Source organism: Aureimonas ureilytica (assembly GCF_001475935.1).
Lineage (GTDB): Bacteria > Pseudomonadota > Alphaproteobacteria > Rhizobiales > Rhizobiaceae > Aureimonas > Aureimonas ureilytica_A.
Genome location: NZ_LDQA01000010.1, coordinates 19,025 through 42,703, shown reverse-complemented (window position 1 = coordinate 42,703; position 23,679 = coordinate 19,025). Strand labels below are relative to the sequence as shown.

The following is a 23,679-nucleotide window of genomic DNA, read 5'->3' as shown; positions in this document are numbered from 1 at the left end:
TTTTGTTTGGCATCCATAGAATCCAGCAGGCCATACCCCCGCGCCAAGGGGCTTCGGCCGCCTCCATCTGCCGCAGGTCGGCGAAGAGTTAACCCTCAGTTAAGGCTGAACGGTTTAACTCCCTCAGCAACAAAGCGTTAATGAAGATGACCGAAGCCCTACCGAACAGCAAAGCCGTCCGCCTGCGCGGCCGATCCTTTCTCGCGCTGGTCCTGTCGCCCGAACTGCCGTTCCGCGACTGGCTCGCGCAGCTGGACGACCTTGCTCGGCGCTCCACGGGCTTTTTCCTGGGCCGGCCCATCGTTCTGGATGTGGCGGGTCTGCCGATCACCCGCGAGCAGCTGGCCGATCTGCTCGCGGAACTGACCAAGCGCAATGTCCGCGTCATGGGCATCGAAGGCGCACTGCCTTCGATTCTCGGGCCGGGGATGCCGCCGGAAATGCGCGGCGGCCGCAACGCAGCCGACATCGAGATGCCCGACGAAACTTCCGCCCCGGCGGCGGCGAAATCCGGCGCGGCGCCTCAAGCGCCCGCCGTTCCGCGCATGACGGCGCCGCCCGTTACGCCGGCGCTGGTGATCGACACGCCGGTTCGCTCGGGCCAGTCGATCATCTTCCCGGAAGGGGACGTCACTGTTCTCGGCCATGTCGCCTCGGGGGCCGAGGTCATCGCCGGCGGTTCGATCCATGTCTACGGCGCCCTGCGGGGGCGGGCGCTGGCAGGGTCGGCCGGCAATGCCAATGCGCGCATCTTCTGCCGCAAGCTCGAGGCCGAACTGATCGCCATCGACGGTCTCTACAAGACCGCCGAGGACCTCGACCCCAAGATGCTGGGCCAGCCCGTCCACATCTGGCTCGACGACACGGCTCTGAGAACCGTGGTCCTATCGAACTGAGCTCGCCTCGGGGCGGGTGCGACGGCCGAACGAAACGAAACGAAAAAAACGACAACAGGGAAAGGCCTGACATGGCTGAGGTGATGGTGGTGACATCGGGCAAAGGGGGCGTCGGAAAGACCACCTCGACCGCCGCGCTGGGCGCAGCTCTGGCACAGAGCGGCCAGAAGGTCGTCGTGGTGGATTTTGACGTCGGCCTGCGCAATCTAGACCTCGTGATGGGCGCCGAGCGGCGTGTGGTCTACGACCTCATCAACGTGGTTCAGGGCGACGCGAACCTCAACCAGGCGCTGATCCGCGACAAGCGCGTCGACACGCTCTGCCTGCTTCCGGCCTCGCAGACCCGCGACAAGGACAACCTGACCCAGGACGGCGTCGATCGCGTCATGGATCAGCTCCGCGCGCAGTTCGACTGGGTGATCTGCGACAGCCCGGCCGGTATCGAGCGCGGCGCGACGCTGGCGATGCGCCATGCCGATCTCGCCGTCGTCGTCACCAACCCGGAAGTGTCCTCTGTGCGCGATTCCGATCGCATCATCGGCCTTCTCGATTCCAAGACGCTGCGCGCCGAAAAGGGCGGCCGCATCGAGAAGCATCTGCTTCTGACGCGCTACGACCCCATCCGCGCCGAGCGCGGGGACATGCTCAAGGTCGACGACGTTCTGGAAATCCTCTCCATCCCGCTTCTGGGCATCGTGCCCGAGAGCGCGGAAGTTCTGCGTGCGTCCAACCTCGGCACGCCGGTCACGCTGTCGGACGCCCAGAGCGCGCCGGCGCGGGCCTATATGGACGCCGCTAAGCGGCTCATGGGTCAGACCGTCCCCATGAACGTGCCGACGGACAAGCGCGGTCTTCTGGGCAAGTTCTTCAGCCGGAGGGCTGCATGAGCCTCTTCAACTTCTTCAACAAGCAGCGGACCACCGCCCCGGCGGCGCGTGAGCGCCTCCAGATCCTGCTTGCTCACGAACGCGCCGAGATCGGACAGTCCGATCTCGTCGCCGTGCTGCGCGAGGAAATCCTGGCCGTCATCGCGCGCCATGTCCCGATCAACCGGGACAAGGTGAAGGTGAAGATGGACCGCAAAGATCAGATGTCGACGCTGGAAGTCGACATCGAATTGCCGCAGCAAGCGGCACTCCTGACGGCGCATTGAAACCGACCGGACAGTCTGTCCGGTTGGCCGAAGCCGTTCCACACCAAAGGGAAAGGAGACAGCCATGAGCAGCAGAGCCGAGCTTCTCGTTCGTCTGCAGGAGGTTCAGAACCTCCCACAGATGCAGGGACGCAACATCCGCTCCATCGCGTCCATCCTGTCGACCGAAGCGCTCCGCAAGCATGTGGAGGTCTGCGAAGCGCAGGCCCGCAAGGGCGAGGCGAAGCAGTAGGACCCAAACCCGACCGCTGACACGAAAAGAGCCCGGCTGCAGGATGCGGCCGGGCTCTTTTCGTTGGTCGGCGCGTGAAGCCTATTTCAGGAGATTCTTCGAGCGAAGATAGTCTTCGGCCACCGCGCGCGCCGGCTCGCCGCCGAGCTGGACGCGGCCGTTCAGCTCCTGCAGCGTCACGAGATCGAGGCTCTCGAAGATCGGCTTCAGCAGGCCTTCGATCTCCGGGTGCTCCTTGAGCACCGCCTCGCGCACGATGGGCGCGGGCTGGTAGACCGGCTGCACGTTCTTGTCGTCCGCCAGCACCTTGAGGTTGGAGGCCGCGATGCCGCCATCCGTGCCATAGACCATGGCGGCGTTAACGCCATTGGTGTTCTGGGCTGCCGCCGCGATCGTCGCTGCCGTGTCGCCGCCCGAAAGCGTCAGCAACTGATCGGGCTTCAGCGTGAAGCCATAGGTCGTCTGGAACGAGGGCAGGGCGGAGGCGGAGTTCACGAATTCGGCGGAGGCGGCCAGCTTCACGTCGCCGCCCTTGGCCACATAAGAGCCGAACTCGCTGAGCGTCGTCAGCTTGTTCTGGTCCGCGACATCGCCGCGCAGCGCGATGCCCCAGGTGTTGTTGGCCGGCGAGGGCGTCAGCCAGACGATCTTGTTGGCGTCGTAGTCGAGCTTCTTGGCCTCCGCATAGGCCTTGGCCGCGTCCTTCCAGAGCGGGTCCTCGGCGCGGTTGAAGAAGAAGGCGGCATTGCCTGTATATTCGGGATAGATGTCGATCTCGCCCGATGTGATGGCCTTGCGCACCACCGGCGTTCCGCCCAGCTGAATGCGGTCGGTCGTCTCAATCCCGCCATTCTGCAGCGCCAGCATGATCATGTTGCCGAGGACGCCGCCTTCGGTATCGATCTTGGACGAGACAGTGACGGGTGCCGCAAAAGCCCCGCTCGCCAAGGTTGAGCCCAGAAGCAAGGCGGCTGCGAACACGGGAAGGCGCATCGAATGTCTCCAGATCGGGAAAGCCCGACGCTGTTGAGCGACCGGGCTGCAGGTGGTTCGAAACGGCAAACTGGAGCAGCACCGGCCGGAAGCCAGAGTGCCGGTGCCGCAGCCGCGCCGTTCGATGCGAATCGCGATCGTTTCAAATCATCAAAGGGACTGTTCTTCGGCGGCTAAATGGTAAAAAATCCGTAAATCTCTACGGAACCAAGCTGGAAACAAAGTGTTCGTCTGACTCCCGCCCTGATGAAATGGGGAACTCCATGACAGCGTCCGATATCGTCACCGCCCTCGAGGCGGGATTGATCACTGAAAACGAAGCCGTCGAGCAGGGGATGGTCGAATGCCTGTCCGACCTCTACGGCAAAACCTCCACATCCCCGCGCTTCGGCGCCTCGTCCGGCCGTGAGCCGCAGACCGCCAGGGTCTGGTCGCCCCGCTGAGGCGGGCCGAACCGCATCGCTTGATCATGGCTGGAAACGCTTGCTGACTTTGCTCATTCGCATCTAGAACGCAGCCGGCACAAAGCCCAAAGCGGAAGGATTTCGTATGAGCATTCGTCGCATCGAGCCCGGTCATCGCATGAGCGCGGCCGTCGTTCACGGCAACACGGTCTATCTCGCGGGTCAGGTCGGCAATCCCGGTGAGGATGTGACCGCTCAGACCAAGACGGTGCTGTCCGAGATCGATCGTCTCCTGGCCGAGGCCGGCACTGACAAATCCAAGATCCTTCAGGCGACCGTCTGGCTCGCCGACATGAATGATTTCGGCGCCATGAATGCGGTGTGGGATGCTTGGGTCGATCCGTCCAACAAGCCCGCACGCGCGACTGGCGAGTCGAAGCTCGCCACGCCCGACTATTTCGTCGAGATCATCGTGATCGCCGCCATCTGAGGCGGTCGGCCGGCGCGATCATCCCGCGCCGGCCTTTTAGTTTCAGTATGCGCCTTGGCTGCGCAGCAGGCTGATGGGCGTCATCACGAGAATGCGGATGTCCAGAAGCAGGGACCAGTTCTCGATATAATAGAGATCGTAGTCGAAGCGCTTCTTGAGCTTTTCGCTGTCGTCGATCTCGCCGCGCCAGCCATTGATCTGCGCCCAGCCCGTGATGCCGGGCTTGACCTTGTGCCGCCCGAAATAGCCGTCCACGATTTCCGTGAAGGTCGCGTCGAAGCTTGAGCGCGCATGGACCGCGTGCGGGCGTGGACCGACCAGCGAGAGTTCGCCCGTCAACACATTGAACAGCTGCGGCAACTCGTCGATCGAGCTGCGCCGGATGAAGCGGCCGACGCGTGTCACGCGCGGGTCGTTATGGGTGACGATCTTGCGCGCGAGAGGATCGGCCATCTCATGGCGCAGCGAGCGGAATTTCCAGACATTGATGATCTGATTGTTGAAGCCGTGGCGCTTCTGGCGAAAGAAAACAGGGCCGGGGCTGTCGAGCTTGATGGCGATCGCCGTCGCCATCATGACCGGGCTCAGCGCGATCAGCGCGAATGTGCCGACCACGAGATCGAGCGTGCGCTTGGTGATCATGCTCCATTCCGCGAGCGGCCGGTCGAAGGCGTTCAGAAGCGGAATGTCGCCCAGGAACGAATGCGAACGGGAGCGGAACCGCAAGTCGGCCGAGGAGGCGGCGACGCGAATATCCAGCGGCAGAACCCAGAGTTCACGCATGATCGAGAGCAGCCGGGCTTGTGCGCTCATCGGCAGGGTTACGATCAGCATGTCGATATGGGCGCGCCGCGCGAACTCGGTCAATTGCGCGATGGAGCCGAGCTTGGGATAGCCCGCCACGATCGGCGGGGAGCGGTCGTCGCTCCGGTCATCGAAGATGCCGCAGATACGCACATCGTTGTCGGGGTGCATTTCGAGGCGGCGAATGAAGGCCTCCGCCGCGCTGCCGCCGCCCACCAGGATCGCGCGCCGCTCCATGAAGCCGTTGCGAACCCATCGGCGCATCCGCCGGGCCAGGAAAAAGCGCACGACGCTCAAAAGGCCGAAGCCGGCGATGGCCCAAATCCAGAGATCGTGGGTCAGCGCCCAGGTCAGCTTGCCGGTGAGGGAGGCGCATAAGCCGACGATGATCGTGGCGGAAAAGATCGAGGCGCCCAGGCGAAGGAACTGCGAGCGGCGCGAACGCAGCACCGCAGGCTCATAGCCGTGGGTCATCTGCATCATCGCGGCCAAGACGACGATCAGGAGCGCGCTGAGGCTGAGGCGCGCGATCAGACCATCGACAGAGTTGCGGAGGCAGATGATCGCGAGAAGGCCGAGCACGACGATCTCGAAGAGACGAACGAGCCCGCTCGCCAGACGGGGCGACAGAACGCGGCGCTCCAGCATCTGAGCCAGACGACGGGCGTTGACCGGCAGTTGGACCTCCGCCGCATCCCGCTTGATCTCCTTCTCGTCCGGCCGATAGGTGCGAACGATATCGCGCTCGAAAAGATTGGCCTTTGGCTTCCTGTTCTTCATCCGATCGCCACCCTAGTGCCGGCGGGCTCTCTTGAAGGAGCGAATGAACCGTCCGGCTGACGTCAGATCTAGCGGTCAAAGGCTAAAGGAGTTTGAGCCGACGCGCCGAAATCAGAATAGCCTTTCGCGAACGGAAATCGTGTCACCGGGAATGATCGGATCGGAGATCAACACGCGCCCTGTGATGACCTGACCATTAACCTGCCGCGTGATGTCCACCGTGCGCTGGTCGGCGCGCGAGGAGAAGCCGCCGGCAATGGCGATGGCGTTCTGGGCCGTCATGCCCGGAACATAGGAGTACTGGCCGCCGCTCGCGACTTCGCCCATGATGAAGAAGGGGCGATATTGCTCGACCTGAACCGAGACATCGGGCGAGCGCAAATAGCCGTTTCGAAGCGCCGCCGTGATCGCGGCCTGTACCTGTTCGGTCGTTTTACCGCGCGCGGGCACCGCCCCGACCAGCGGTAGCGACAGATAGCCGGACTTATCCACAGCATAGATGTTGGACAGGTTGTCCTGCTCGAACACCGTCACGCGGATTCGATCGCCCGCGTCGAGCTTGTAGGGTTGGTTCAAAACCGCATGAAACGCAGGGGCGGGCGGTTTCGCCGTCACGCAGCCCGACAGCAGCGCTCCGATCAATACCATCGTCACGAAGCCGGCGCGCATGGGTCTCACTCCAGAAAAGCTTCAAATCGTGTGTCGGGCGACTCGCCCGCGCCAACATTCTCGAATTAGGGTTAACCGTACGTAAACTCGCGTGCATATTGTCCGCGAATTTCAACCTTCTATCCTCGAACTCGATGACGGATACGAGAATCGATCCAAGGGGCGGCGTGCGACAGGAAGGGCAAACCATGCCGGCGATCTGGCCGCAGCGGGGACAGGACGATCTAAAGGGGCCGCGCGACGTCGCGCGGCGCCTTGGGATTGTCGGTGCGTCCACGGTCCTGTCCGGCGCGATCGCCGCTTTCGCCGTTTCGCTCGTACCCCCCGTGCACCGGGCCCGGATCGAGCTTTCCGCCGATGGCGCGCCTCTGCCATCCTGGACCAATGCCGAAATTCACGACCTGATCCGTCGTGAGACCCATGCGGATGAGGCAGAGGCGGACGAGGTCGTCTCCCTCAACGACCTTCTGAACCGGAGTTCGGGGCCGCTCGAAGGCAGCGTCAGCCGGCGCGCGGGCGTGACATCCCTGTCGAGTTCGAGGAGCGTGGTCTGGGCCGATGCCGGAAGCGCCGCTCTTGCCGAAAAGCGTGTTCGCCTGATCGTCGCCGATCTCCTGGCCCGCGTGCCGAGCCCGGCTAAGCGTCTGGCGGCGGCCGATGGAAGAGCAGGCGCGCCGCAGAGCGCGAACGACGCGGCGCCCGATCCGGCGCGGAGATCGGATCAGGATCCGGTGCTGAAGGATTTGGAAGCGCGCATGACGGATGCCGAGCGTCGCTTGGCGGATTTCGACGTGGCGATCAGCGCCTCGCCCGCACCGGCAGCCGCCGAGGGTCAGGAAATCGCCGCGCGGGCCTTGCTGGAGCAGCGGCAGGCTGACCTCGATGCGGCCATCGTTGCGGTCGAGAAGGGCGAGGAGGGGGATGCCCCTTCGAACCTCTGGCAAGGGTGGGATACTTGGCGGCGACTCGTGGCCGAGACTCGAACGCTCAAGCCCAAGGCTGACGAACTCGCGGCACAGTTCGACGAGTCCCATCCGCGTGTGCAGATGGTGCGTCTGCGCCTGCGCCAGCTGACCGCCAATATCGAGCAGCAGCGTGGAACGCTGCTCGCCGACCTGCGGGCGGAACGCGCGGCCAACGGAGCGGCTCTGCGCGCTCTGACACCCAGCGCCTCCGCTTCGGCCGATCCCGATTCCCGTATGCAGGCTAGAGACACCCTGAGGTCCGATCTGACAGCTGCGCGAGCGGATCTGGCCGCGTGGCGTGCCAAGCGGGGATCGGAGGAGGCCGCCTCACCCGATGCGCAAGCAACAGCGGCCAAACCCCTGATCGCGCAGACGCAACTCCCGCCAACACAGCGCTCGCTTTCGCTTTGGCCGGGCGCGCTTGCCGGGAGCGTCGCGGGCTTTCTCGGATCCTCATTCTTTCTCGCCCTGTCGCGCTCCTTGCGGCGCAAGGAGGAGATCGAGGCCGGGCCGATCTTGCCGGCCGTGTCCTTGACGAGTGAGGCCCCGAGCCGGCCCGAAATCGCGATGATCGACGATGTGATCGAGGCGCTGCGGGCGAGCGAACTGTCCCGCGCCATCGTGGTGGCCGCCGGCGAGGGCGATGGGCGACCGCTCAGCGTCGATCTGGCGCGCCGCCTTGCGCTGCGGGGCCGCTCCGTGCTGCTGGTCGATTTGTCGAAAACGCAGGACGCCGCACGCGCCATGGGACTGGCTCCCAGCGAGCCCGGGCTCATCGACCTCGTGCGCGGCGATGCGAATTTTTCCGAGATTGCCCGGCGTGATTTCGCCACCGGCGCGGACATCGTGGCCGCCGGTCGCAGCCTCCAGGGCGAGGACGACACGGGGCGCTGGAGCGAACGCCGCCATGCGCTCGACTTCATGGAGCGCAGCTACGAAACGCTGCTGATCGACGCCGGGCGGGTCGATACGACGCGTCTCAAGACCATGATCGACGCAGAGGCCGCGCTGCTCGTGTCGGTCGAGGGTTGCTCGTCAAGCGAAACCGACGCAGCCGTCGGCACGCTGGCGGAAAGCGGCTTCGCCGATATGATCCTGGTGCGGGACCGGCAGAGCGCTTGACGCCGATGTCGGAATGTTTGTCGCCGCGACGCTTCAGGAACGTCGCGCGCCTTCCATCCATTTGATCACGAACATGGCCGGCACAACCCAGAGGATGCCGGTCGCGAAGAAGTAGAGCAAATGGATGTAAGCCGCTGACTCTGCCAGATAAAGAGTGGCATAGGCCGTCGCCACCACGGCATAGACCGCGACGAAGCCGACCAGCAGCAGCGTGCCGATGAGCTTCTTCAATCGGATGGGCATGGGAAACCTCCGGTTTGGGACGCAGACGTGATGGTGCCGCGACCCGATGACCCTTGCCAAGCGTGGCACATCGTACCAAACCTCGGGGCCAGGGCCCATTTCGCAAACCCTTCGGGTCCGGTCCTAGATTGCCGATCCGATCGGCCGAAAACAAGGGGATGAAGCGGCTGAGTTCGCAAGCCGGTTCAAGACAGACATGACCCTATCGACCCATGCCCCCACCCTTGCCCGCGAAGCCGACGGCTGGGCACGCTCGCGCCGGCTCATTCGCTTCTGGCTCTATGGCGTCGCGGCGCTGATCCTTGCGCTGGTCGTCGTGGGCGGAGCCACGCGTCTGACCGAATCCGGCCTGTCGATCACGGAATGGAAGCCGATTCACGGTATCGTTCCGCCGCTCTCGCAGGCGCAGTGGCAAGAGGAATTCGATCTCTATCGTCAGATCCCGCAATATCAATTGCTCAACAAGGGCATGAGCCTGTCGGACTTCCAGACGATCTACTGGTGGGAATGGGCGCACCGGTTTCTGGCGCGCAGCGTCGGCTTCGCCTTCGCCCTTCCGCTGGCCTTCTTCTGGCTGACGGGGCGGATCGAGCCTTGGCTGAAGCCGCGCCTTGTCGGGCTTCTGACGCTCGGCGGTGTTCAGGGCGGTATCGGCTGGTGGATGGTGGCCTCGGGGCTCGTGGAGCGCACCGAGGTCAGCCAGTATCGGCTGGCGGTTCATCTCACCATGGCCTGCATCATTTTCGCTTCGACTCTCTGGATCGCCAAGGGCCTGTCGCCACAGCGGATCGAAGCGCCGCCGACGGGCCATTCCGCCAAGGTCGGTGCGCTGCTGGTCGCGCTGGCCTTGCTCCAGATCTATCTCGGCGGCCTGGTGGCCGGTCTCAATGCCGGTCTCAGCTTCAACACTTGGCCGCTGATGGACGGGCAGATCGTGCCGGCCAATCTTCTCGCGATGTCACCGGCTTGGCGCAACTTCTTCGAGAATGTGATGACGGTGCAGTTCACGCATCGCTGTGGCGCCTATCTGCTCTTCACCGTCGCGCTGCTTCACGCCATTGCCGCGCGCCGCCTCGCGCCCGGCTCGCGCCATGCCAAGATGGCGACGCATCTCGCCGGTCTCGTCACTCTGCAGGCCGCGCTCGGGATCACCACGCTGCTCTTGCAGGTGCCGATCGGCTGGGCGCTTCTGCATCAGGCAGGCGCGCTCTTGGTGCTCGCCGGCGCTGTGTTCCATGCGCGGGAGCTGAAAGGGGCCTATCCCCTTCCAGCCGCTGCCTAAGGGGTCAGCCCCGCAGCATCAGGTCCATGTTCTGGACGGCCGCGCCCGACGCACCCTTGCCGAGATTGTCGAGAAGGGCGACGAGATTGAAGCGCGCGCCGTCCTTCGAGCCGAAGACGAAGAGCTTCATGCGATCCGTGCCGGCGAGTTCGGTCGGGTCGATGCGCTTCAGCCCCGACGTTTCCTCCCCGCTCGCCACCTCCACGATCGACTGGCCGGCATAATGATCGGCCAGCGCCTCGCGCAGGCGCTCCGCGCTGGCGCCGTTCACAGCCTCGGCGTGGAACGGCACCTGAACGATCATGCCTTGGGCGAAGCGGCCGACCGAGGGCGCGAAGATCGGATCGCGGTCGAGCTTTCCGAACACGCGCATTTCCGGCAGGTGCTTGTGGGCGAGGTCGAGCCCATAGAGGAAGTGCGGCGCGTCGATGTGATCGTCGCGGGTGGCATCCTCCATCTGCGCGATCATCTGCTTACCGCCGCCCGTATAGCCCGACACGGCGTTGACCGTCACCGGCTGCGTCTCGGCCAGGAGGCCGGCATCGCGGAGCGGGCGCAGGAGCGCGATGGCACCCGTCGGGTAGCAGCCGGGATTGGCGACGAGCCGTGCCTTGGCGATAGCCTCGCCTTGGCCCTTGGCGAGTTCCGCAAACCCATAGGCCCAGTTCGGATCGACCCGGTGCGCGGTCGACGTGTCGATGACACGGGTCGAGGCATCGGTGCCGATGAGGGCCACGGCCTCGCGCGCCGCATCGTCCGGCAGACAGAGGATGGCGATGTCGGCGGCTTTCAGAAGCTCCTCGCGCAGCGAAGCGTTGCGCCGCTCGGCTTCGGGAATCGACAGAAGCTCCACATCGCTCCGGTCGGCCATGCGGACGCGGATCTGGAGGCCGGTGGTTCCGTGTTCGCCGTCGATAAAGATGCGCGGTTTCATGAGCGTCGTGACCTGTCTGAGGGAAGGCGGGAAGGGATGAGGAGGCTCAGCGGCCGGCTTTTCGCGCGGCGAGAAGGCCGACCAGATACATGCCAACCGTCGAGCCTGCGATGGCTGTCATGTCGGCGTGATCATAGGGCGGCGAGACTTCCACCACATCGGCGCCGATGAGATTGAGCGCACCCAGCTTGTGCAGCACGGCCAGCATCTTGGCGCTCGATGGTCCGCCCGCGACGGGCGTTCCCGTGCCGGGCGCGAAGGCGACGTCGAGGCAGTCGATGTCGAAGGTCAGGTAGCAGTTCCCGCCCGCCGTCTTCTCGATGATGCGCTGCGCGATCGCGGAGGACGACAGGTCCTCCAACTCGTGGCCATAGAGAATGTCGATGCCGCCGGTCTCGGGCGCGTGGGTGCGGATGCCGATCTGGATCGAGGTGGCGGGATCGATCAGTCCTTCGCGCAGCGCGGCCGAGACGAAGGAGCCATGATCGACGCGCGGCCGGCCATGGGTGTCGGTGGCCAGTTCCCACGTGTCCTGATGCGCGTCGAAATGCACGAGGCTAACCGGCCCGTGCTTGGCCGCATGGGCCTGAAGCAGCGGAAAGGTGATCGAGTGATCGCCGCCCAAGGTCAGGAGAAAGCCGGTCTTCTCCAGAAGCGCGGCCGCCTGTTCGCGCATCGCCAGATGAGCGCGCTCGGGCAGGCGATAGTCGAGAAGACAATCGCCATAGTCCACGACATCCAGCGTTTCGAAAAAGTCCTGCTGAAAGGGATATTGCGGGTCGTTGTCGAAAATGGCCGAAGCCCGCCGCAAAGCCTGCGGTCCGAAGCGCGCGCCCGGCCGGTTCGACACGGCCGAATCGAAGGGAATGCCCCAGACCGTCACATCCGAGCCCGCCACGTCCTTGGAAAAGCGCCGCCGCATGAAGGAGAGCGCGCCGGCATAGGTCGGGTCGCTGGCCGCCCCCAGCGGGCCGGCGGCGGTAAAGGCATGGTCGATCGACTTGCTGGCCATGGGAACCCCGTTTCGAATTGCCGCCAGACATAGGCCAAGAGGGCGACAGCTTGAAGTCAAAGACGGCTGTGCCGCTCGCAAAGAAAAAGGGCTCCGGTTTCCCGAAGCCCTTTCCCGTTGGTCCGTTCGAAGCTTGGAGCTCCGGTGAAGCGTTGCGCTTCGATGAAGCTTGGCGCTTCCGAGAAGCGATTAGCGCTTCGAGAACTGGAAGGAGCGGCGGGCCTTGGCCTTGCCGTACTTCTTACGCTCGACGGTACGCGAGTCGCGGGTCAGGAAGCCGCCCTTCTTGAGGATCGAGCGCAGGCCCGGCTCATAGTAGGTGAGGGCGCGCGAGATGCCGTGACGAACCGCACCGGCCTGGCCGGAAAGGCCGCCGCCGGCAACCGTCACGATGATGTCGAACTGGCCGTCGCGCGAAGCGGCGACGATCGGCTGACGGAGCACCATCTGGAGAACCGGACGCGCGAAATAGTCCGCGAAGTCCTTCTCGTTGACGGTGATCTTGCCCGAGCCGGGCTTGACCCAGACGCGAGCGACCGCGTCCTTGCGCTTGCCGGTAGCATAGGCGCGACCGTTCGAGTCGAGCTTCTGGACGTGAACGGGAGCAGCCGCTTCCGTGACGCCAGCGCCGGCGAGGCCCTGCAGCGAGTTCAGGTCGGCCATTATGCAGCCCTCGAGTTCTTGGAGTTCAGCACCTTGACGTCGAGCGTCTCGGGCGACTGGGCTTCATGCGGGTGCGCGGCACCGGCATAGACGCGCAGGTTCTTGAGCTGGCGACGGCCGAGCGGGCCGCGCGGCAGCATGCGCTCGACGGCCTTCTCGAGCACGCGCTCGGGGAAGCGGCCTTCGAGGATCTGGCGAGCCTTGCGCTCCTTGATGCCGCCGGCATAACCGGTGTGCCAGTAGTACGTCTTGTCCTCGTACTTCTTGCCCGTGAACACGACCTTGTCGGCGTTCACGATGATGACGTTGTCGCCATCATCGACATGGGGCGTGAAGGAAGGCTTGTGCTTGCCGCGAAGGCGAAGCGCCACGAGGGAGGCGAGACGGCCGACAACGAGCCCTTCGGCGTCGATGACGATCCACTTCTTCACCACCGTCTCGGACTTCTGCGAGAAGGTCTTCATGAAAATACCCTTTGGGTCAGTCGCGCGTCAGCCGCGAAACCAATCCCGGCCATACGAAAAGGGCGGCTCGCGCCGCTCTTGATGACGGTTCCATAACGAACGAGTAGATGATTGGCAAGGGCGTCCGAAAGGACGGAGCCATCGCGCAGCCTCTATAAGCATAATGAAAACATGTACTTAGAAATGCGGTGTTCAGATACCGGAAAATAGGCCTCTTGATACCGCACTTGTGCAGGCGCTTTAATCGCCTCGAGCCGCCGCCGGTCCTGCCGCACGTCAACCCGACCGATACAAGCTGACGCTCAAGGAGTTCTCCATGACAAGCTTTCTCGCCCTCAATCCCGAAGGGATCACCCCCGAGGAAAGCCGTCCTGCTGCCGAGAAGGTCACGATGGGCGATCCCATTCATCGAACCTGGAATCTCGAGGAGGCCGATGGCCTCTATGCCGGCATCTGGGAATCCACGCCCGGCGAATGGCTGATCGAATATACCGAATGGGAATATTGCGAAATCTTGTCCGGCGCCTCCGTGCTGATCGAGGAGGGCGGGGCCGAGCGCCGGGTGATGGCGGGAGACGCCTTTGTTCTGCGCCCAGGCTTCAAGGGGCGCTGGCGCGTCGAGGAGACGACGCGCAAACGCTATGTGATCCGGCTCTGACGACGGAGCTCAGAGCGTGACGTCGAGCCGCTCGACGCCGCGAAAGTGATAGCTGTCGCGAAAGCGCGGCGGCGAGGCGGGAGCAATCTTCGGATAGCGTCGGGCCAAGCCCCGAAAGGCAATCTTCAATTCCAGCCGCGCAAGCGGCGCGCCGATGCAGAAATGGACGCCCGCCCCGAAGGAGACATGGGGAATACGCGCGCGTCCGGCGTCGAATCGGGCGGGCTCGGGAAACACTGCCGGATCGTGATTGGCCGCCGCCAGAAGCAGCGCGACCTCTTCGCCGCGTTTTAGAATCCGATCGCCGATCTCGACATCGCGCAGCGCGAAACGTCGGAAGAGATGGAGCGGCGTGTCGAAGCGCAGTGCTTCCTCCACCGTGCGTTCCAGAAGCGCATCGTCTTCGCCCAGCGGGGCCAGCGGAACCCGTTGCCGCGCGAGCGCCGCCAGCGCATTGCCGATCTGGTGGACCGTCGCTTCATGGCCGGCGTTGAGGAGCAGCACGACGAGCGAGACGAGTTCCTCTTCCGTTAGCTTGCCGCTATCCGTCTCGGCCTCGATCAGCCCGGACAGGAGATCGTCCGTGGGCTTGCGCCGCTTCTCGCCGATCACGTGGAGGAGATAGTCGCGGAACTCGCGCGCGGCGTCGTTCGCCCGATGCTCGACCTCGGGCGTGCGGCCCATCTGATACATGGCGACCATCGCGTGCGACCAGCGCAGGAGATGGCCCGTATCCTCGCGCGGCACGCCGATCAGCCCCGCGATGACGGCAACCGGTAGCGGTTCGGCAAAGGCCGAGACGATCTCGACCGGCGAGGACGGGTCGAAGCGATCGATCAGGTCTTCGACGATGGAGGTGATCTCGGGCGCGAGCGCTTCGATCCGTCGTGACACGAAGGAGCGGGTCAGGAGCGCGCGCAGCCGCGTATGGGCCGGGGCTTCCAGGTCGAGCAACGAATGGTTCTCGAGCTCGTAGAAATGCGCGAGATGATCGGGGATGTCGCCGCGCACCGGCCGCCCGCTGCCGTCCTGCGACAGGACGCGTCCAAAATCGCGCGACTTCAGAATGCGCTCGACCAGAGGATGCGAGGCGACCGTGAGACAACCGGCCTCGTGCCAGAAGGCCACCGGCGCTTGGGCGTGAAGCGCCGCATAGGCCGGATAGGGATCGGCGAAGAAGGTGGGATCGCGCGGGTCGAGATGAAAGGCGCGTCCGTCAGCGTCTATGCTCAGGGATGCAGAGAGTGGGGAGTCGGCATGGGTCATGCCACTTTGGTACGGCCCGAAGCCGGGGCGATGCAACAGCCCGAATGAACGCTTGGGGGACGCGAGACGGATTCAAGCGAAAGGCGCGGGCGGGGTGTTCCGCTCGCGCCTTCGAGAGGTTCGGGACCGCTGATCGGATCAGCGTTCGACTTCGATCAGGATTTCGTTGCGGCGCATGAAGCCCGGCGTCCACGGCGCGTTGTAGAACGCGTAGATCGGGTCGCCCTTCTGCTTCAGGTTCTCATCGGCCAGATAATTGTACAGCGTCATCAGCTTCTTGGATGCCGTCGATGCCGTGAAATTGCCGCTGAAACGGATCGCGACGATGCGCTTGGCGTCGACTTCCTTGATCGCGACATCATGCGAGTTCGGCGTCGGCAGGCTCGCCTTGGTGTATTTCTTCGGCATGATGAAGCGCACGGCCCAGCCTTTGGTACGGCCCTCGCTGTCGGAGAGCTGCTGGAGCACCGGCACGGTCATCGCGATCTTCTTGCCTGAGCGATTGTTCGCCGAGATGAAATCGTAGAGCGTCTCGAAGCCGCGACGGCGGGCCTTCTCGTGATAGCCGGTTTTCACCGTTTCGGCGACGATCATGGCGTCATAGTCGCGCACTTCGACATCGCCGTCCCGGCGCACGACCTCGTAGTCGGGCTCTTCGGCATGGTCGGCGATCTTCTTGGTGACATAAACGGCTGCGCCGAGCGCGAGGATCGCGCCACCGGCTATCACCACCGCCGACGTGTTCGGGCGCTCGCGAAAGAAATCGACGCCGCGCTGATAGCCGCGACCGCCATGGAAGCTGGCGCGCTGGCTGAAGAGCGAGGGCAGCGAGAAGGAGGACAGGTGATCGCGCGCGTCGGACGCGCTGTCCGACAAGCGGCTGCGCGCATCCGCCGTGCCGTCCTCGATCGAGCGCTTGGCCTTGTAGAAGCCGGCCTTGGCATCGCTGGAGGAGGGGAGCGACCAGCCACTGAGGAAAGACGGCAGATAACGCGACGCACCATGATCGCCGTAGAGACGTCCGACTTCATGCTCCACCGCGCGGCGAATGCGCTCGGCGCGCGAGGGGCGCAGGTGAAGGCGGTCCGCGACCTGGGTTTCGAGTTCTCCGATCCGATCTGCGATGTCGCTCAGGGCATCCGTCACGCGCTCGTAGGCCGAAGGCTTGTCGCGGAACATGGGGTTCTCCTCAACTTCGCTGGACTCGATCGCAGAAGGCGATCGCCAGTCAGAAACACGCCTGACGGACCGCGCCCGTCAGCGCTGCCATAACGTCACGCCTTGTTCTTGGTTGCGACGCGGTGTGAAAATGGGGAGAACATGTCTCGTGAAACATTCGTAAGGGTTATGGCAACCTTCTCCTGACTTAACCACTTAACAGGCATCGGGTTCTTTCATGGCTCGATACTCCAGCCAAACTGGGCGGCCTCGGCCGCCCTTTTTTGTGCCTTGCCTTGAGCGCCCAGTCGCGGCGCATCCGCGGGGCATGAAAGATCGCTCAGCCCTTATCGGAGAGGCTCTGGAATGCGAGGGTGAACACACCCGGCTGCGACGCATCGTGCCGAAACGGCAGGTCGTATCCTCGCTCCAGCACGACCGGGTCGACATGTTGGGCTTTCCCGCCATGCCGGGATTGCCAGAAGCGGATTTCCGATCGTGCGCCGTCGATTTCCAGCGCCGTCAACGTACCGCTGAAGAATGCACCGGTGTCGAGCGAGATGCGGTTTTCGGTCACGTGAGGGCGGGCGGGAACCTGCGGCGTGTGCCCGTGGACGACGAGGCCGGGCAGAGGAGCGCGATGGTCGAGAAACGGCGCGCGAGTCCAGAGGCAAGTGCGGCGCGTCTGGCGTTCCAGCGACGCAGCCGGGTCGATGCCGGCGTGGACGAAGACGAACCCCTTCCACGTGGCGAGGAGAACCGCGCGGCCGAGCAGGTCGATGCAGACGGGATGCTCGCGCAAGACGCTCTCTCGCGCCTCGCGCGGCCGCAGCGGGTCGGCCCCGAAGGAGCGCATCGTTTCCTCCCCGCCTTGCATCAGCCAGAGATCGACTTCCTCCTCGAATTCGAGATCGGCCAGAAGGAAGCGATGAAACCAGTCATCGTGATTGCCGAGGCAAAACACGCTGTCCGGCCAGCGCGACAGGGCCTGGTCCACCAGCGCCACGACCTCGCGGCTCGACGGGCCACGATCCACGACGTCGCCCAAAAAGACGAGCGCGCTGCGCCGCGTCGCGCCCGTGCTCTGCTCGAATTGGGTGAGGAGCGCCGCAAGCTCGTCCACACGCCCATGCACGTCGCCGATCGCGAAGACATGCTCCACCTCGTCCGGGATCGCGTGTGGCCGGACGAAATCGGCCGAGACCCGCGCGCTCATTCTTCGGCCGGGTCCACCCTGTCCAGAAGATGGGTCGCCGCCTGGAATCGCTCGGCGACGGTTTGCGTCGCGATGGGATACACGAGCTTCATATCGGTCCACTTCCAGTCCTTGGGGAGTTTAGCTGCCGCTCCGAGCTTGGCGTCGTCCTTTGTTCGGAACGTGGCCGCGATGCCTTTCGGACCGGCCGCCATCTTCTGGATGCCGAGTTCAGCGCAACGGACCCGCACCTCCGCCAGTTTCAGAAGCGTACGCGTGGCAGCGGGCGGCTTGCCGAAACGATCTTCGATGTCAGCGGCGAGTTCGTCCAGACCGGCGCGGTCATGTGCCCGGTCGATCTCGGCATAAAGATTGAGACGGGTTTCCTCGTCGGGCACGTACTCGGTCGGGATGCGGCCGGCGACGCCCAGCGCCACGTCGGGCCGCCATTCGTCCAGAACCGCGCCGCCACTCGCCACGGTCAGCGCGCGGCCGAGCACATGGCGATAGAGCGCGAGTCCGACAAGCTGGAGATGGCCCGCCTGCTCTTCGCCCAGAAGCTCGCCCGCGCCGCGCATGTCGAGATCGCGCGCGCTGATTTCGAAGCCCGCGCCGAGGCGGTTCAGCGCTTCCAGAGTGCGAAGGCGGCGCTCGGTCTCTGGCGTCAGCGACCGACCGGGCTCGGTCAGGAGATAGGCGACGCCCCGCCGTGTGCCGCGTCCCACGCGCCCGCGAAGCTGGTGCAACTGCGACAGGCCGAAGCGATCCGGGTGCCAGACGATCATCGTGTTGGCGGCCGGCACGTCCAATCCGCTCTCGATGATGTTGGTGGCGAGGAGAACGTCGCCATGCCCTTCGGTGAAGCGCAGCATCGTGTCGTCCACCTCCTCGGCCGGCAGCTTGCCGTGAACCACGGCCAAGTCGAGATCGGGCACGATCCGCGTCAGGCGCTCGCGCATGGGTTCGATATCTTCGACACGCGGGCAAACGACAAAGCTCTGGCCGCCACGTCTGGTCTCGCGCTCCAAGGCTTCGCGCACGCGGTCGTCCTCGAACGACGCCAGAACCGTTTGGATAGGCTGGCGCAGAACCGGCGGCGTCGCGACGATGCTGAGATCGTTCAACCCGACGAAGCTCGCCTGCAAAGTCCGCGGAATGGGCGTCGCCGTCAGCGTCAGGAGATGAGCGTCCTTTCCGAGCGAGCGCAGGGTTTCCTTCTGCTTGGCGCCGAAGCGCTGCTCCTCGTCGATCACCATCAGGCCAAGATCGGCGAAGCCGACCCCCTTGCCGCCGACGGCATGGGTGCCGACCATGATACGGATCGAACCGTCCGCCAGCCCGGCCTTGACGCGGCGGGCTTCGGCGGGGGTCGAAAGCCGCGAGAGGTGGGCGACTTCGATGCCGAAGCCCGCAAACCGGCGTTGGACATTGCGCATGTGCTGCTGGGCGAGAACGGTGGTCGGTGCGACAATGGCCACCTGACGGCCGCTGAAGGCGACGGCCGCTGCCGCGCGCAGGGCGACCTCCGTCTTGCCGAAGCCGACATCGCCGCAAACGAGGCGATCCATAGGCTTTCCGCTCGCGAGATCCTCCAGCACGGCATCCACCGCCGCTGACTGATCGTTCGACAGTTCATGCGGGAAGCGGCCGCAAAAGCGCTCGAAATCGCGCCGGTCGGGCCGCAGGGCCTTGGTGCGGCGCTTGGCCTTGGAACGCGCCATCTCGACCAGCCCCTCGGCCGTCCGATGCACGTCCTGAAGCAGGCGATTGCGTCGCTCGATCCAGTTGCCGCCCTTGAGGCGGTCGAGTGTCACGCCGGTGCCTTGGCCGCCATAACGCCAGAGCGCACCAATCTCTCGAACGGGCACGAGCAGCGTGGCATTGTCGGCATAGCGCAGGCGAACCGCGTCCCGTTTGGTGCCGTCCTGCTCGACCTCCGTCAGCCCTTCCAGAAGGCCGATGCCGTGGTCGAGATGGACCAGCGCGTCGCCGAGCGAGAAGGTGGCATCGGCCGGTGCCAGAAGCGAAGAGGCCGAGTCCGCGCGCCGCGAGACCGCCGACGAGCCGCCGAGATCCTGCACGGTGACGACGACGGCCTTGTGGCCCGGCACCCTGAACCCATGCGCGACCGGAAGAACCAGTCCGAAGCCTTCGTTTTTCTTATGGGACGCGAGCGCCGTCGCCCAATCCGCGTCGAGTTCGAGGCTGCGGCCGAGATTGCGGCGGAAGCGACGTGACCATTCCTTCAGAAGGCCCTTATCCGGCGCGGCGAGAATGACGGTCATGTTCTTGCTTTGGCTGTCGAGGTAGTCGGCCAAAGCGCGCCAGGGCGCGTCCATCTCGGCGAAGCGCGGCAGTTCGAACGACTCCTCGCCATCATGGATCGTCGCCAGAAGACGCGCTCCGACCAGCGCCTCCCACTCTTCGCTCTGGAGGAACATGCGCTCCGGCTTGGGCGCACGACGCTTGCCCCGCCCCCCGCCGGCTTCCTCGAAACCATTGGCGATGGTTTCGAAGAACGAGCCGACGCGAAGCTCGACCCCGTCTTCCAGAAGAACGCTGGCCTCGTCCACATAGTCAAACAGCGTGGCAAGCCCCGTTTCGTAATGCTGGCAGAGCCAGTGCTCTCGGCCGACGCTTTCGCCGGAGGGCGCTGGGGCCGCGCCGGGAACCTCGCTCGCGGGATCGACGATCAGCATGTCGCTGGACCCCAGCGTTCTCTGCGTGACCGGGTCATAGGAGCGGATCGCGCTGACGATCCCGTCTTCATGCTCGATGCGGCAAGGCAGGGGCGCGGCGGCGGGGAAGAAATCGATGACCCGGCCCCGGATCGCGGCCTCGCCCGGCTCGTCCACCCGGTCGTCGAAGACATAGCCGACACCGCGCAGATAGGATTCGACCTCGCCGATTTCGATCCGGTCGCCGACGCGGAACTCGCGATGCAGCCCATTCCAGATGGAGGCCGGGGGCACGCGGCGCAGAAGAGCCTCGGCGGTGGTCAGTACGATCTCGGGCTTGTTGTCGGGGTTGGTCAGCCAGCGCAGGACGCCCATGCGCTGCCCCATGACCGAGCGGGACGGCGAGCTTCCGTCATAGGGCAGGCAGTCCCATGGCGGAAAGAACGCCAGCGAGCGGTCCGGGTCGAAGCCGGCGAGAATGGCCATCAGCTCTTTCGCACGGCGAACCGTCTGCGCGACATAGACGATCGGGCGGCCCTTCGCTTCTGCCGCTCGCTCGCGAATGAGACTCGCGGTCGCGCCCAAGGGGTGAAGCGGCACCAGCGCATCGACATTCGAGGCCTGCGTTTCGATCGTCACGGATTGCAGCATGGGGTCTTTCGAAGACTCGCCCAAGATCGGGCTTGCATGGGAAACGTGCGATCGGCCGCAACGATCCAAACCTATGGTTGGCTATGGTTCGAGCAGCGGCTTGCGCTCTTTGAGGTGTCGCCACTGGTCGGTCGAGGCCCGGCCGATAGCTATGGCGGGACGTTCGAGACAGGAGACGATTTTCCCATGGCGCATCACGAGGACACGACCCTTGCAGGCCACCGGCCGCTCGACAGGCTCGACATGGGAGCCAAGCTCGACAAGGCGCTCTACGAGGATCGGCTCAAGGCCATTCAGCTGAAATTTCAGGAAATCCAGCAGGCCTATCTGCACACGGGCGATAGCGCCGTAGTGGTGTTCGAGGGATGGGACGCTGCCGGCAAGGGCGGCGCGATCCGGCGCATGTCGGCCGTGATGGACCCGCGCGGCTTCAAGGTCTGGCCCATCGCCGCGCCGACGCCGCAGGACCTGCAGCATCATTATCTCTCGCGCTTCTGGGCGAGGCTTCCGGCTACGGGAGAAATCTGCGTCTTCGACCGCTCCTGGTACGGCCGCGTTCTGGTGGAGCGGGTTGAGGGCTTCGCCAAGCCGGCGGAATGGGGGCGCGCCTATGGGGAAATCAACGAGTTCGAGCGCCTCCTGACCGACGCGGGAACGCGTATCGTCAAGATTTTCCTGTTCATCGATGCCGATGAACAGATGAAGCGATTCGAAGACCGGATGAACGATCCGCTGAAACGTTGGAAGCTTTCCTACGAGGATTTCCGCAACCGCGACAAATGGTCGGAATACGAGGACGCCGCGAACGAGATGCTGGAGCGAACCTCCAGCCATTGCGCGCCCTGGCTCGTGGTACCCGCCAACGACAAGCGCCATGCGCGCATCGAGGCGCTGGGCACGATTGCCGATCGCCTGTCGGCCGGCGTCGACCTCTCGCCCAAGCCTGCCGACCCGAAGCTGGTCGAGCAATATGAGCGCATGGTGAAGGACGAGAAGAAAAAGCGAAAGACCTAAGCCTTCCGCATCGAAAGGTCAGCGCTGCGAGCGCCGCATCGGCATGGCGTCGATGACGGCGTTCATAGCCTTGGGCTCAAACGGCGCGTCGCTGCGCCATTTCACGCCGCCATCCTTGCCGATCAGGATGGCTTCGAAATCTGGCTTGGCCCCCAAGCCGAAATGGCGGCGCAGCGCGGCCGCGCTGTGCTGCGCCTTCGGGTCTCCGTACAGAGCCTCGACCCGCTCGCCCGCGACGCTCAGCACCACGAGGTCGCGCTCCGACAGGGCTTCGCGATCCGACAGGAGGCGCTGCTTCTGCTGGGTGAGCGCGGGGTCGTTCGTCTCCGGCGCGAAGAGGATAAGGATGCGGTTCTTCCAGCGAAGGGCATCAAGATCGCTTTGGGCCGAGGCGGCGGACAGGCCCGCCATCAGGCTGATCGATGCCATGACGAGGGTCCATTTCATCGCCGTGTCCTCCACTCGGAACTTATGGAGGTCGAACCCGCGAAGGCTTCGCTTCGTTCCCGCTGCGCCGCAGCAGGTGCTTGGCAGGAGAGGGGTCTCCCGCTTAGCGTGAGCGGGTCTTTCAGAAGGGCGAATCCATGGACCTGACCCCGAGTGACCGCGACGCGTTGGTGGTAGTGGATGTGCAGAACGATTTCTGCCCGGGCGGCGCGCTGGCCGTGACTGAGGGCGATGCCGTCGTGCCGCTTGCCAATGCGCTGGGCCGGCGCTTCCGACATGTGATCCTGACGCAGGACTGGCACCCAGCCGGCCACGCCTCCTTCGCCTCGACCCATGGCAAGACGCCGTTCGAGACGGTAGAACTGTCCTATGGCACGCAGGTTCTCTGGCCCGATCATTGCATTCAGGGGACGAACGGGGCGGAGTTCCACCCCGGCCTCGACATTCCCCACGCGCGGGCGGTGATCCGCAAGGGCCTGAACCCGGCGGTCGACAGCTATTCGGGATTTCGCGAGGCGGATCGCGTGAGCCCCACGGGGCTGGCCGGATATGTCGGCGATCTTGGCGTCGACCGCGTGTTTCTCTGCGGCCTCGCCACGGATTTCTGCGTCGCCTGGACGGCCTTTGACGCACGCGAAGCGGGGCTGGAGGTCGTGGTGGTCGAGGATGCCTGCCGCGGCATCGATCTCGATGGTTCGCTCGCGCGCGCCCGAGCTGAGATGGACGCGCGCGGGATAGTCAGGATCGCGATGCGCGATCTGGCGTGACGCTCAGGCCGCGTCGGGCTGGGCGTTGACCTTGGGCTCCGACGTGCGCTCGATCCACTGCACGAATCGGTCGACATAGCGCTGAAGGAAGGCCTTGGTCGCCTCGTCCGTCACCGAGCCATCCTCGGCGAAAAGCTCCGGCTTGTAGTGGAAATAGACTTCAGGCTGGCCCATGAGCACGACGTCCACGACGTTGAGCACGCTCTTCAGGTGGTTCTGCCCAGTGCCCGCGCCGCCCGCGCCCGGCGAGGTGCCGACGAGACCGCCGGGCTTTGCCGCGAAGACGTTCTTGCCATAGGGGCGAGTGCCCCAGTCGATGGCGTTCTTCAGGACGGCGGGGAAGGAGCGGTTATATTCGGGCGAAACGAAGAGCACGGCATCGGCCGAGGCGATCTCGCTCTTCAGGCGGGCGACGGGTGCCGGCATGTCGGCCAGGAGATCGTCATTGTACATCGGCACATCGCCGAGTTCAACGAAGTGGAAGTCCAGGCGGCCTTTGGCGAGCTTGCCCAGCGAATGGGCGAACTTTCGGTTGATGGAATCCTTGCGGAGCGAGCCGACGAGAACGGCGACCTTTTTCATATTAAGTCTCCCTGTGGGATACGAGTTGGGCGCAATGTTGCGACGCGGTGGTGGCCGGTCAATGCTCCACGCAGGAAACGGTGCGTCACCTCAGGCAAACGCCGTCAGGCGTTTGCCGCTCAGGCCATCGCTTCTCTTGCCAATAGCTCCAACAGAG

The 23,679-nt window shown here is 64.6% G+C and carries 25 protein-coding genes; 11 read left to right on the top strand and 14 right to left on the bottom strand.

The window, feature by feature from the left end:
* Nucleotides 1-146: 146 nt before the first annotated feature.
* From minC to NS365_RS24385, 4 genes are all read left to right on the top strand, one after another.
* The gene (minC, locus tag NS365_RS03895) at nt 147-896 is read left to right on the top strand and encodes a septum site-determining protein MinC (protein WP_058599031.1); all 750 of its coding nucleotides are present in this window, start codon (nt 147-149) and stop codon (nt 894-896) included.
* 71 nt (nt 897-967) lie between these two features.
* Nucleotides 968-1,783: a septum site-determining protein MinD gene (gene minD, locus NS365_RS03890; protein ID WP_058598968.1), complete on the top strand. Its 816-nt coding sequence runs from the start codon at nt 968-970 to the stop codon at nt 1,781-1,783.
* Complete coding sequence (minE, locus tag NS365_RS03885) at nt 1,780-2,049, top strand: cell division topological specificity factor MinE (protein ID WP_058598967.1); 270 nt, start codon at nt 1,780-1,782, stop codon at nt 2,047-2,049. The genes minD and minE overlap by 4 nt, the downstream gene beginning before the upstream one ends.
* Before the next feature lie 64 nt (nt 2,050-2,113).
* Nucleotides 2,114-2,281: a hypothetical protein gene (locus NS365_RS24385; RefSeq protein WP_192843390.1), complete on the top strand. Its 168-nt coding sequence runs from the start codon at nt 2,114-2,116 to the stop codon at nt 2,279-2,281.
* An 81-nt stretch (nt 2,282-2,362) separates the two neighbouring features.
* On the opposite strand, the gene osmF is transcribed toward NS365_RS24385, so the two are convergent.
* Entirely contained in the window at nt 2,363-3,274 is a 912-nt protein-coding gene (osmF, locus tag NS365_RS03880; RefSeq protein ID WP_193753382.1) for a glycine betaine ABC transporter substrate-binding protein OsmF, read from the bottom strand.
* Between the two features lie 263 nt (nt 3,275-3,537).
* Here osmF and NS365_RS03875 point away from each other — a divergent pair, with 263 nt between their 5' ends.
* Entirely contained in the window at nt 3,538-3,717 is a 180-nt protein-coding gene (locus tag NS365_RS03875) for a hypothetical protein (RefSeq protein ID WP_153003638.1), read from the top strand.
* 106 nt (nt 3,718-3,823) lie between these two features.
* Entirely contained in the window at nt 3,824-4,168 is a 345-nt protein-coding gene (locus NS365_RS03870; RefSeq protein WP_058598965.1) for a RidA family protein, read from the top strand.
* A gap of 42 nt (nt 4,169-4,210) precedes the next feature.
* Here NS365_RS03870 and NS365_RS03865 read toward each other — a convergent pair whose 3' ends face one another.
* Entirely contained in the window at nt 4,211-5,752 is a 1,542-nt protein-coding gene (locus NS365_RS03865; RefSeq protein ID WP_058598964.1) for an undecaprenyl-phosphate glucose phosphotransferase, read from the bottom strand.
* 111 nt (nt 5,753-5,863) lie between these two features.
* The gene (locus NS365_RS03860) at nt 5,864-6,400 is read right to left on the bottom strand and encodes a polysaccharide biosynthesis/export family protein (protein WP_374700725.1); all 537 of its coding nucleotides are present in this window, start codon (nt 6,398-6,400) and stop codon (nt 5,864-5,866) included.
* A gap of 209 nt (nt 6,401-6,609) precedes the next feature.
* Between NS365_RS03860 and NS365_RS03855 the strand changes: the two genes are divergently transcribed.
* Nucleotides 6,610-8,508, top strand: coding sequence for a hypothetical protein (locus tag NS365_RS03855; RefSeq protein WP_058598962.1), 1,899 nt, complete (start codon nt 6,610-6,612; stop codon nt 8,506-8,508).
* Nucleotides 8,509-8,541: 33 nt separating this feature from the next.
* Here NS365_RS03855 and NS365_RS03850 read toward each other — a convergent pair whose 3' ends face one another.
* Entirely contained in the window at nt 8,542-8,751 is a 210-nt protein-coding gene (locus NS365_RS03850) for a DUF2842 domain-containing protein (protein WP_058598961.1), read from the bottom strand.
* 196 nt (nt 8,752-8,947) lie between these two features.
* Between NS365_RS03850 and NS365_RS03845 the strand changes: the two genes are divergently transcribed.
* The gene (locus NS365_RS03845) at nt 8,948-10,033 is read left to right on the top strand and encodes a COX15/CtaA family protein (RefSeq protein ID WP_058598960.1); all 1,086 of its coding nucleotides are present in this window, start codon (nt 8,948-8,950) and stop codon (nt 10,031-10,033) included.
* Between the two features lie 4 nt (nt 10,034-10,037).
* Here the strand turns inward: NS365_RS03845 and argC are convergent, their stop codons facing one another.
* From argC to rplM, 4 genes are all read right to left on the bottom strand, one after another.
* On the bottom strand, nt 10,038-10,967 hold the full coding sequence (argC, locus tag NS365_RS03840; RefSeq protein WP_058598959.1) for an N-acetyl-gamma-glutamyl-phosphate reductase: 930 nt from the start codon (nt 10,965-10,967) through the stop codon (nt 10,038-10,040).
* A 46-nt stretch (nt 10,968-11,013) separates the two neighbouring features.
* Nucleotides 11,014-11,979, bottom strand: a complete 966-nt coding sequence (speB, locus tag NS365_RS03835) for an agmatinase (protein WP_058598958.1) — start codon at nt 11,977-11,979, stop codon at nt 11,014-11,016.
* Nucleotides 11,980-12,168: 189 nt separating this feature from the next.
* Entirely contained in the window at nt 12,169-12,642 is a 474-nt protein-coding gene (gene rpsI, locus NS365_RS03830; protein WP_058598957.1) for a 30S ribosomal protein S9, read from the bottom strand.
* Entirely contained in the window at nt 12,642-13,106 is a 465-nt protein-coding gene (rplM, locus tag NS365_RS03825; protein WP_058598956.1) for a 50S ribosomal protein L13, read from the bottom strand. Before rplM ends, rpsI begins: the two co-directional genes overlap by 1 nt.
* Before the next feature lie 316 nt (nt 13,107-13,422).
* On the opposite strand from rplM, the gene NS365_RS03820 reads away from it, so the two are divergent.
* On the top strand, nt 13,423-13,764 hold the full coding sequence (locus tag NS365_RS03820) for a cupin domain-containing protein (RefSeq protein ID WP_058598955.1): 342 nt from the start codon (nt 13,423-13,425) through the stop codon (nt 13,762-13,764).
* Between the two features lie 9 nt (nt 13,765-13,773).
* On the opposite strand, the gene NS365_RS03815 is transcribed toward NS365_RS03820, so the two are convergent.
* The 4 genes from NS365_RS03815 to NS365_RS03800 all read right to left on the bottom strand — a co-directional run bounded on the left by NS365_RS03815 (nt 13,774) and on the right by NS365_RS03800 (nt 20,712).
* Complete coding sequence (locus NS365_RS03815; protein WP_058598954.1) at nt 13,774-15,030, bottom strand: cytochrome P450; 1,257 nt, start codon at nt 15,028-15,030, stop codon at nt 13,774-13,776.
* A gap of 138 nt (nt 15,031-15,168) precedes the next feature.
* Nucleotides 15,169-16,209: an SOUL family heme-binding protein gene (locus tag NS365_RS03810; RefSeq protein ID WP_058598953.1), complete on the bottom strand. Its 1,041-nt coding sequence runs from the start codon at nt 16,207-16,209 to the stop codon at nt 15,169-15,171.
* 319 nt (nt 16,210-16,528) lie between these two features.
* A complete protein-coding gene (locus NS365_RS03805) occupies nt 16,529-17,404 on the bottom strand; it encodes a metallophosphoesterase (RefSeq protein ID WP_058598952.1) in 876 nt (291 codons plus the stop codon).
* Nucleotides 17,401-20,712: a transcription-repair coupling factor gene (locus tag NS365_RS03800; RefSeq protein WP_058598951.1), complete on the bottom strand. Its 3,312-nt coding sequence runs from the start codon at nt 20,710-20,712 to the stop codon at nt 17,401-17,403. Before NS365_RS03800 ends, NS365_RS03805 begins: the two co-directional genes overlap by 4 nt.
* 186 nt (nt 20,713-20,898) lie before the next feature.
* Between NS365_RS03800 and NS365_RS03795 the strand changes: the two genes are divergently transcribed.
* Nucleotides 20,899-21,726 carry a polyphosphate kinase 2 family protein gene (locus NS365_RS03795; RefSeq protein ID WP_058599029.1) on the top strand — a complete coding sequence of 276 codons (828 nt, stop codon included), beginning with the start codon at nt 20,899-20,901 and terminating at the stop codon, nt 21,724-21,726.
* A gap of 18 nt (nt 21,727-21,744) precedes the next feature.
* On the opposite strand, the gene NS365_RS03790 is transcribed toward NS365_RS03795, so the two are convergent.
* A complete protein-coding gene (locus tag NS365_RS03790) occupies nt 21,745-22,173 on the bottom strand; it encodes a DUF4174 domain-containing protein (protein ID WP_058598950.1) in 429 nt (142 codons plus the stop codon).
* Between the two features lie 137 nt (nt 22,174-22,310).
* Here NS365_RS03790 and pncA point away from each other — a divergent pair, with 137 nt between their 5' ends.
* Nucleotides 22,311-22,940 carry a bifunctional nicotinamidase/pyrazinamidase gene (pncA, locus tag NS365_RS03785; protein ID WP_058598949.1) on the top strand — a complete coding sequence of 210 codons (630 nt, stop codon included), beginning with the start codon at nt 22,311-22,313 and terminating at the stop codon, nt 22,938-22,940.
* A 3-nt stretch (nt 22,941-22,943) separates the two neighbouring features.
* Here the strand turns inward: pncA and NS365_RS03780 are convergent, their stop codons facing one another.
* A complete protein-coding gene (locus NS365_RS03780) occupies nt 22,944-23,522 on the bottom strand; it encodes an NADPH-dependent FMN reductase (protein ID WP_058598948.1) in 579 nt (192 codons plus the stop codon).
* Between the last annotated feature and the right edge of the window lie 157 nt (nt 23,523-23,679).

What these genes read in the sequence shown, in the direction of transcription:
- pncA (WP_058598949.1), top strand. Translation starts at nt 22,311, where the DNA reads ATGGACCTGACCCCGAGTGACCGCGACGCGTTGGTGGTAGTGGATGTG.
- speB (WP_058598958.1), bottom strand. Translation starts at nt 11,979, where the DNA reads ATGGCCAGCAAGTCGATCGACCATGCCTTTACCGCCGCCGGCCCGCTG.
- rpsI (WP_058598957.1), bottom strand. Translation starts at nt 12,642, where the DNA reads ATGGCCGACCTGAACTCGCTGCAGGGCCTCGCCGGCGCTGGCGTCACG.
- NS365_RS03855 (WP_058598962.1), top strand. Translation starts at nt 6,610, where the DNA reads ATGCCGGCGATCTGGCCGCAGCGGGGACAGGACGATCTAAAGGGGCCG.
- NS365_RS03860 (WP_374700725.1), bottom strand. Translation starts at nt 6,400, where the DNA reads ATGGTATTGATCGGAGCGCTGCTGTCGGGCTGCGTGACGGCGAAACCG.
- NS365_RS03780 (WP_058598948.1), bottom strand. Translation starts at nt 23,522, where the DNA reads ATGAAAAAGGTCGCCGTTCTCGTCGGCTCGCTCCGCAAGGATTCCATC.
- NS365_RS03800 (WP_058598951.1), bottom strand. Translation starts at nt 20,712, where the DNA reads ATGCTGCAATCCGTGACGATCGAAACGCAGGCCTCGAATGTCGATGCG.
- NS365_RS03820 (WP_058598955.1), top strand. Translation starts at nt 13,423, where the DNA reads ATGACAAGCTTTCTCGCCCTCAATCCCGAAGGGATCACCCCCGAGGAA.
- osmF (WP_193753382.1), bottom strand. Translation starts at nt 3,274, where the DNA reads ATGCGCCTTCCCGTGTTCGCAGCCGCCTTGCTTCTGGGCTCAACCTTG.
- NS365_RS03795 (WP_058599029.1), top strand. Translation starts at nt 20,899, where the DNA reads ATGGCGCATCACGAGGACACGACCCTTGCAGGCCACCGGCCGCTCGAC.
- NS365_RS03865 (WP_058598964.1), bottom strand. Translation starts at nt 5,752, where the DNA reads ATGAAGAACAGGAAGCCAAAGGCCAATCTTTTCGAGCGCGATATCGTT.
- minC (WP_058599031.1), top strand. Translation starts at nt 147, where the DNA reads ATGACCGAAGCCCTACCGAACAGCAAAGCCGTCCGCCTGCGCGGCCGA.
- rplM (WP_058598956.1), bottom strand. Translation starts at nt 13,106, where the DNA reads ATGAAGACCTTCTCGCAGAAGTCCGAGACGGTGGTGAAGAAGTGGATC.
- NS365_RS24385 (WP_192843390.1), top strand. Translation starts at nt 2,114, where the DNA reads ATGAGCAGCAGAGCCGAGCTTCTCGTTCGTCTGCAGGAGGTTCAGAAC.
- NS365_RS03810 (WP_058598953.1), bottom strand. Translation starts at nt 16,209, where the DNA reads ATGTTCCGCGACAAGCCTTCGGCCTACGAGCGCGTGACGGATGCCCTG.
- minE (WP_058598967.1), top strand. Translation starts at nt 1,780, where the DNA reads ATGAGCCTCTTCAACTTCTTCAACAAGCAGCGGACCACCGCCCCGGCG.
- NS365_RS03875 (WP_153003638.1), top strand. Translation starts at nt 3,538, where the DNA reads ATGACAGCGTCCGATATCGTCACCGCCCTCGAGGCGGGATTGATCACT.
- NS365_RS03850 (WP_058598961.1), bottom strand. Translation starts at nt 8,751, where the DNA reads ATGCCCATCCGATTGAAGAAGCTCATCGGCACGCTGCTGCTGGTCGGC.
- minD (WP_058598968.1), top strand. Translation starts at nt 968, where the DNA reads ATGGCTGAGGTGATGGTGGTGACATCGGGCAAAGGGGGCGTCGGAAAG.
- NS365_RS03790 (WP_058598950.1), bottom strand. Translation starts at nt 22,173, where the DNA reads ATGAAATGGACCCTCGTCATGGCATCGATCAGCCTGATGGCGGGCCTG.
- NS365_RS03870 (WP_058598965.1), top strand. Translation starts at nt 3,824, where the DNA reads ATGAGCATTCGTCGCATCGAGCCCGGTCATCGCATGAGCGCGGCCGTC.
- NS365_RS03845 (WP_058598960.1), top strand. Translation starts at nt 8,948, where the DNA reads ATGACCCTATCGACCCATGCCCCCACCCTTGCCCGCGAAGCCGACGGC.
- argC (WP_058598959.1), bottom strand. Translation starts at nt 10,967, where the DNA reads ATGAAACCGCGCATCTTTATCGACGGCGAACACGGAACCACCGGCCTC.
- NS365_RS03815 (WP_058598954.1), bottom strand. Translation starts at nt 15,030, where the DNA reads ATGACCCATGCCGACTCCCCACTCTCTGCATCCCTGAGCATAGACGCT.
- NS365_RS03805 (WP_058598952.1), bottom strand. Translation starts at nt 17,404, where the DNA reads ATGAGCGCGCGGGTCTCGGCCGATTTCGTCCGGCCACACGCGATCCCG.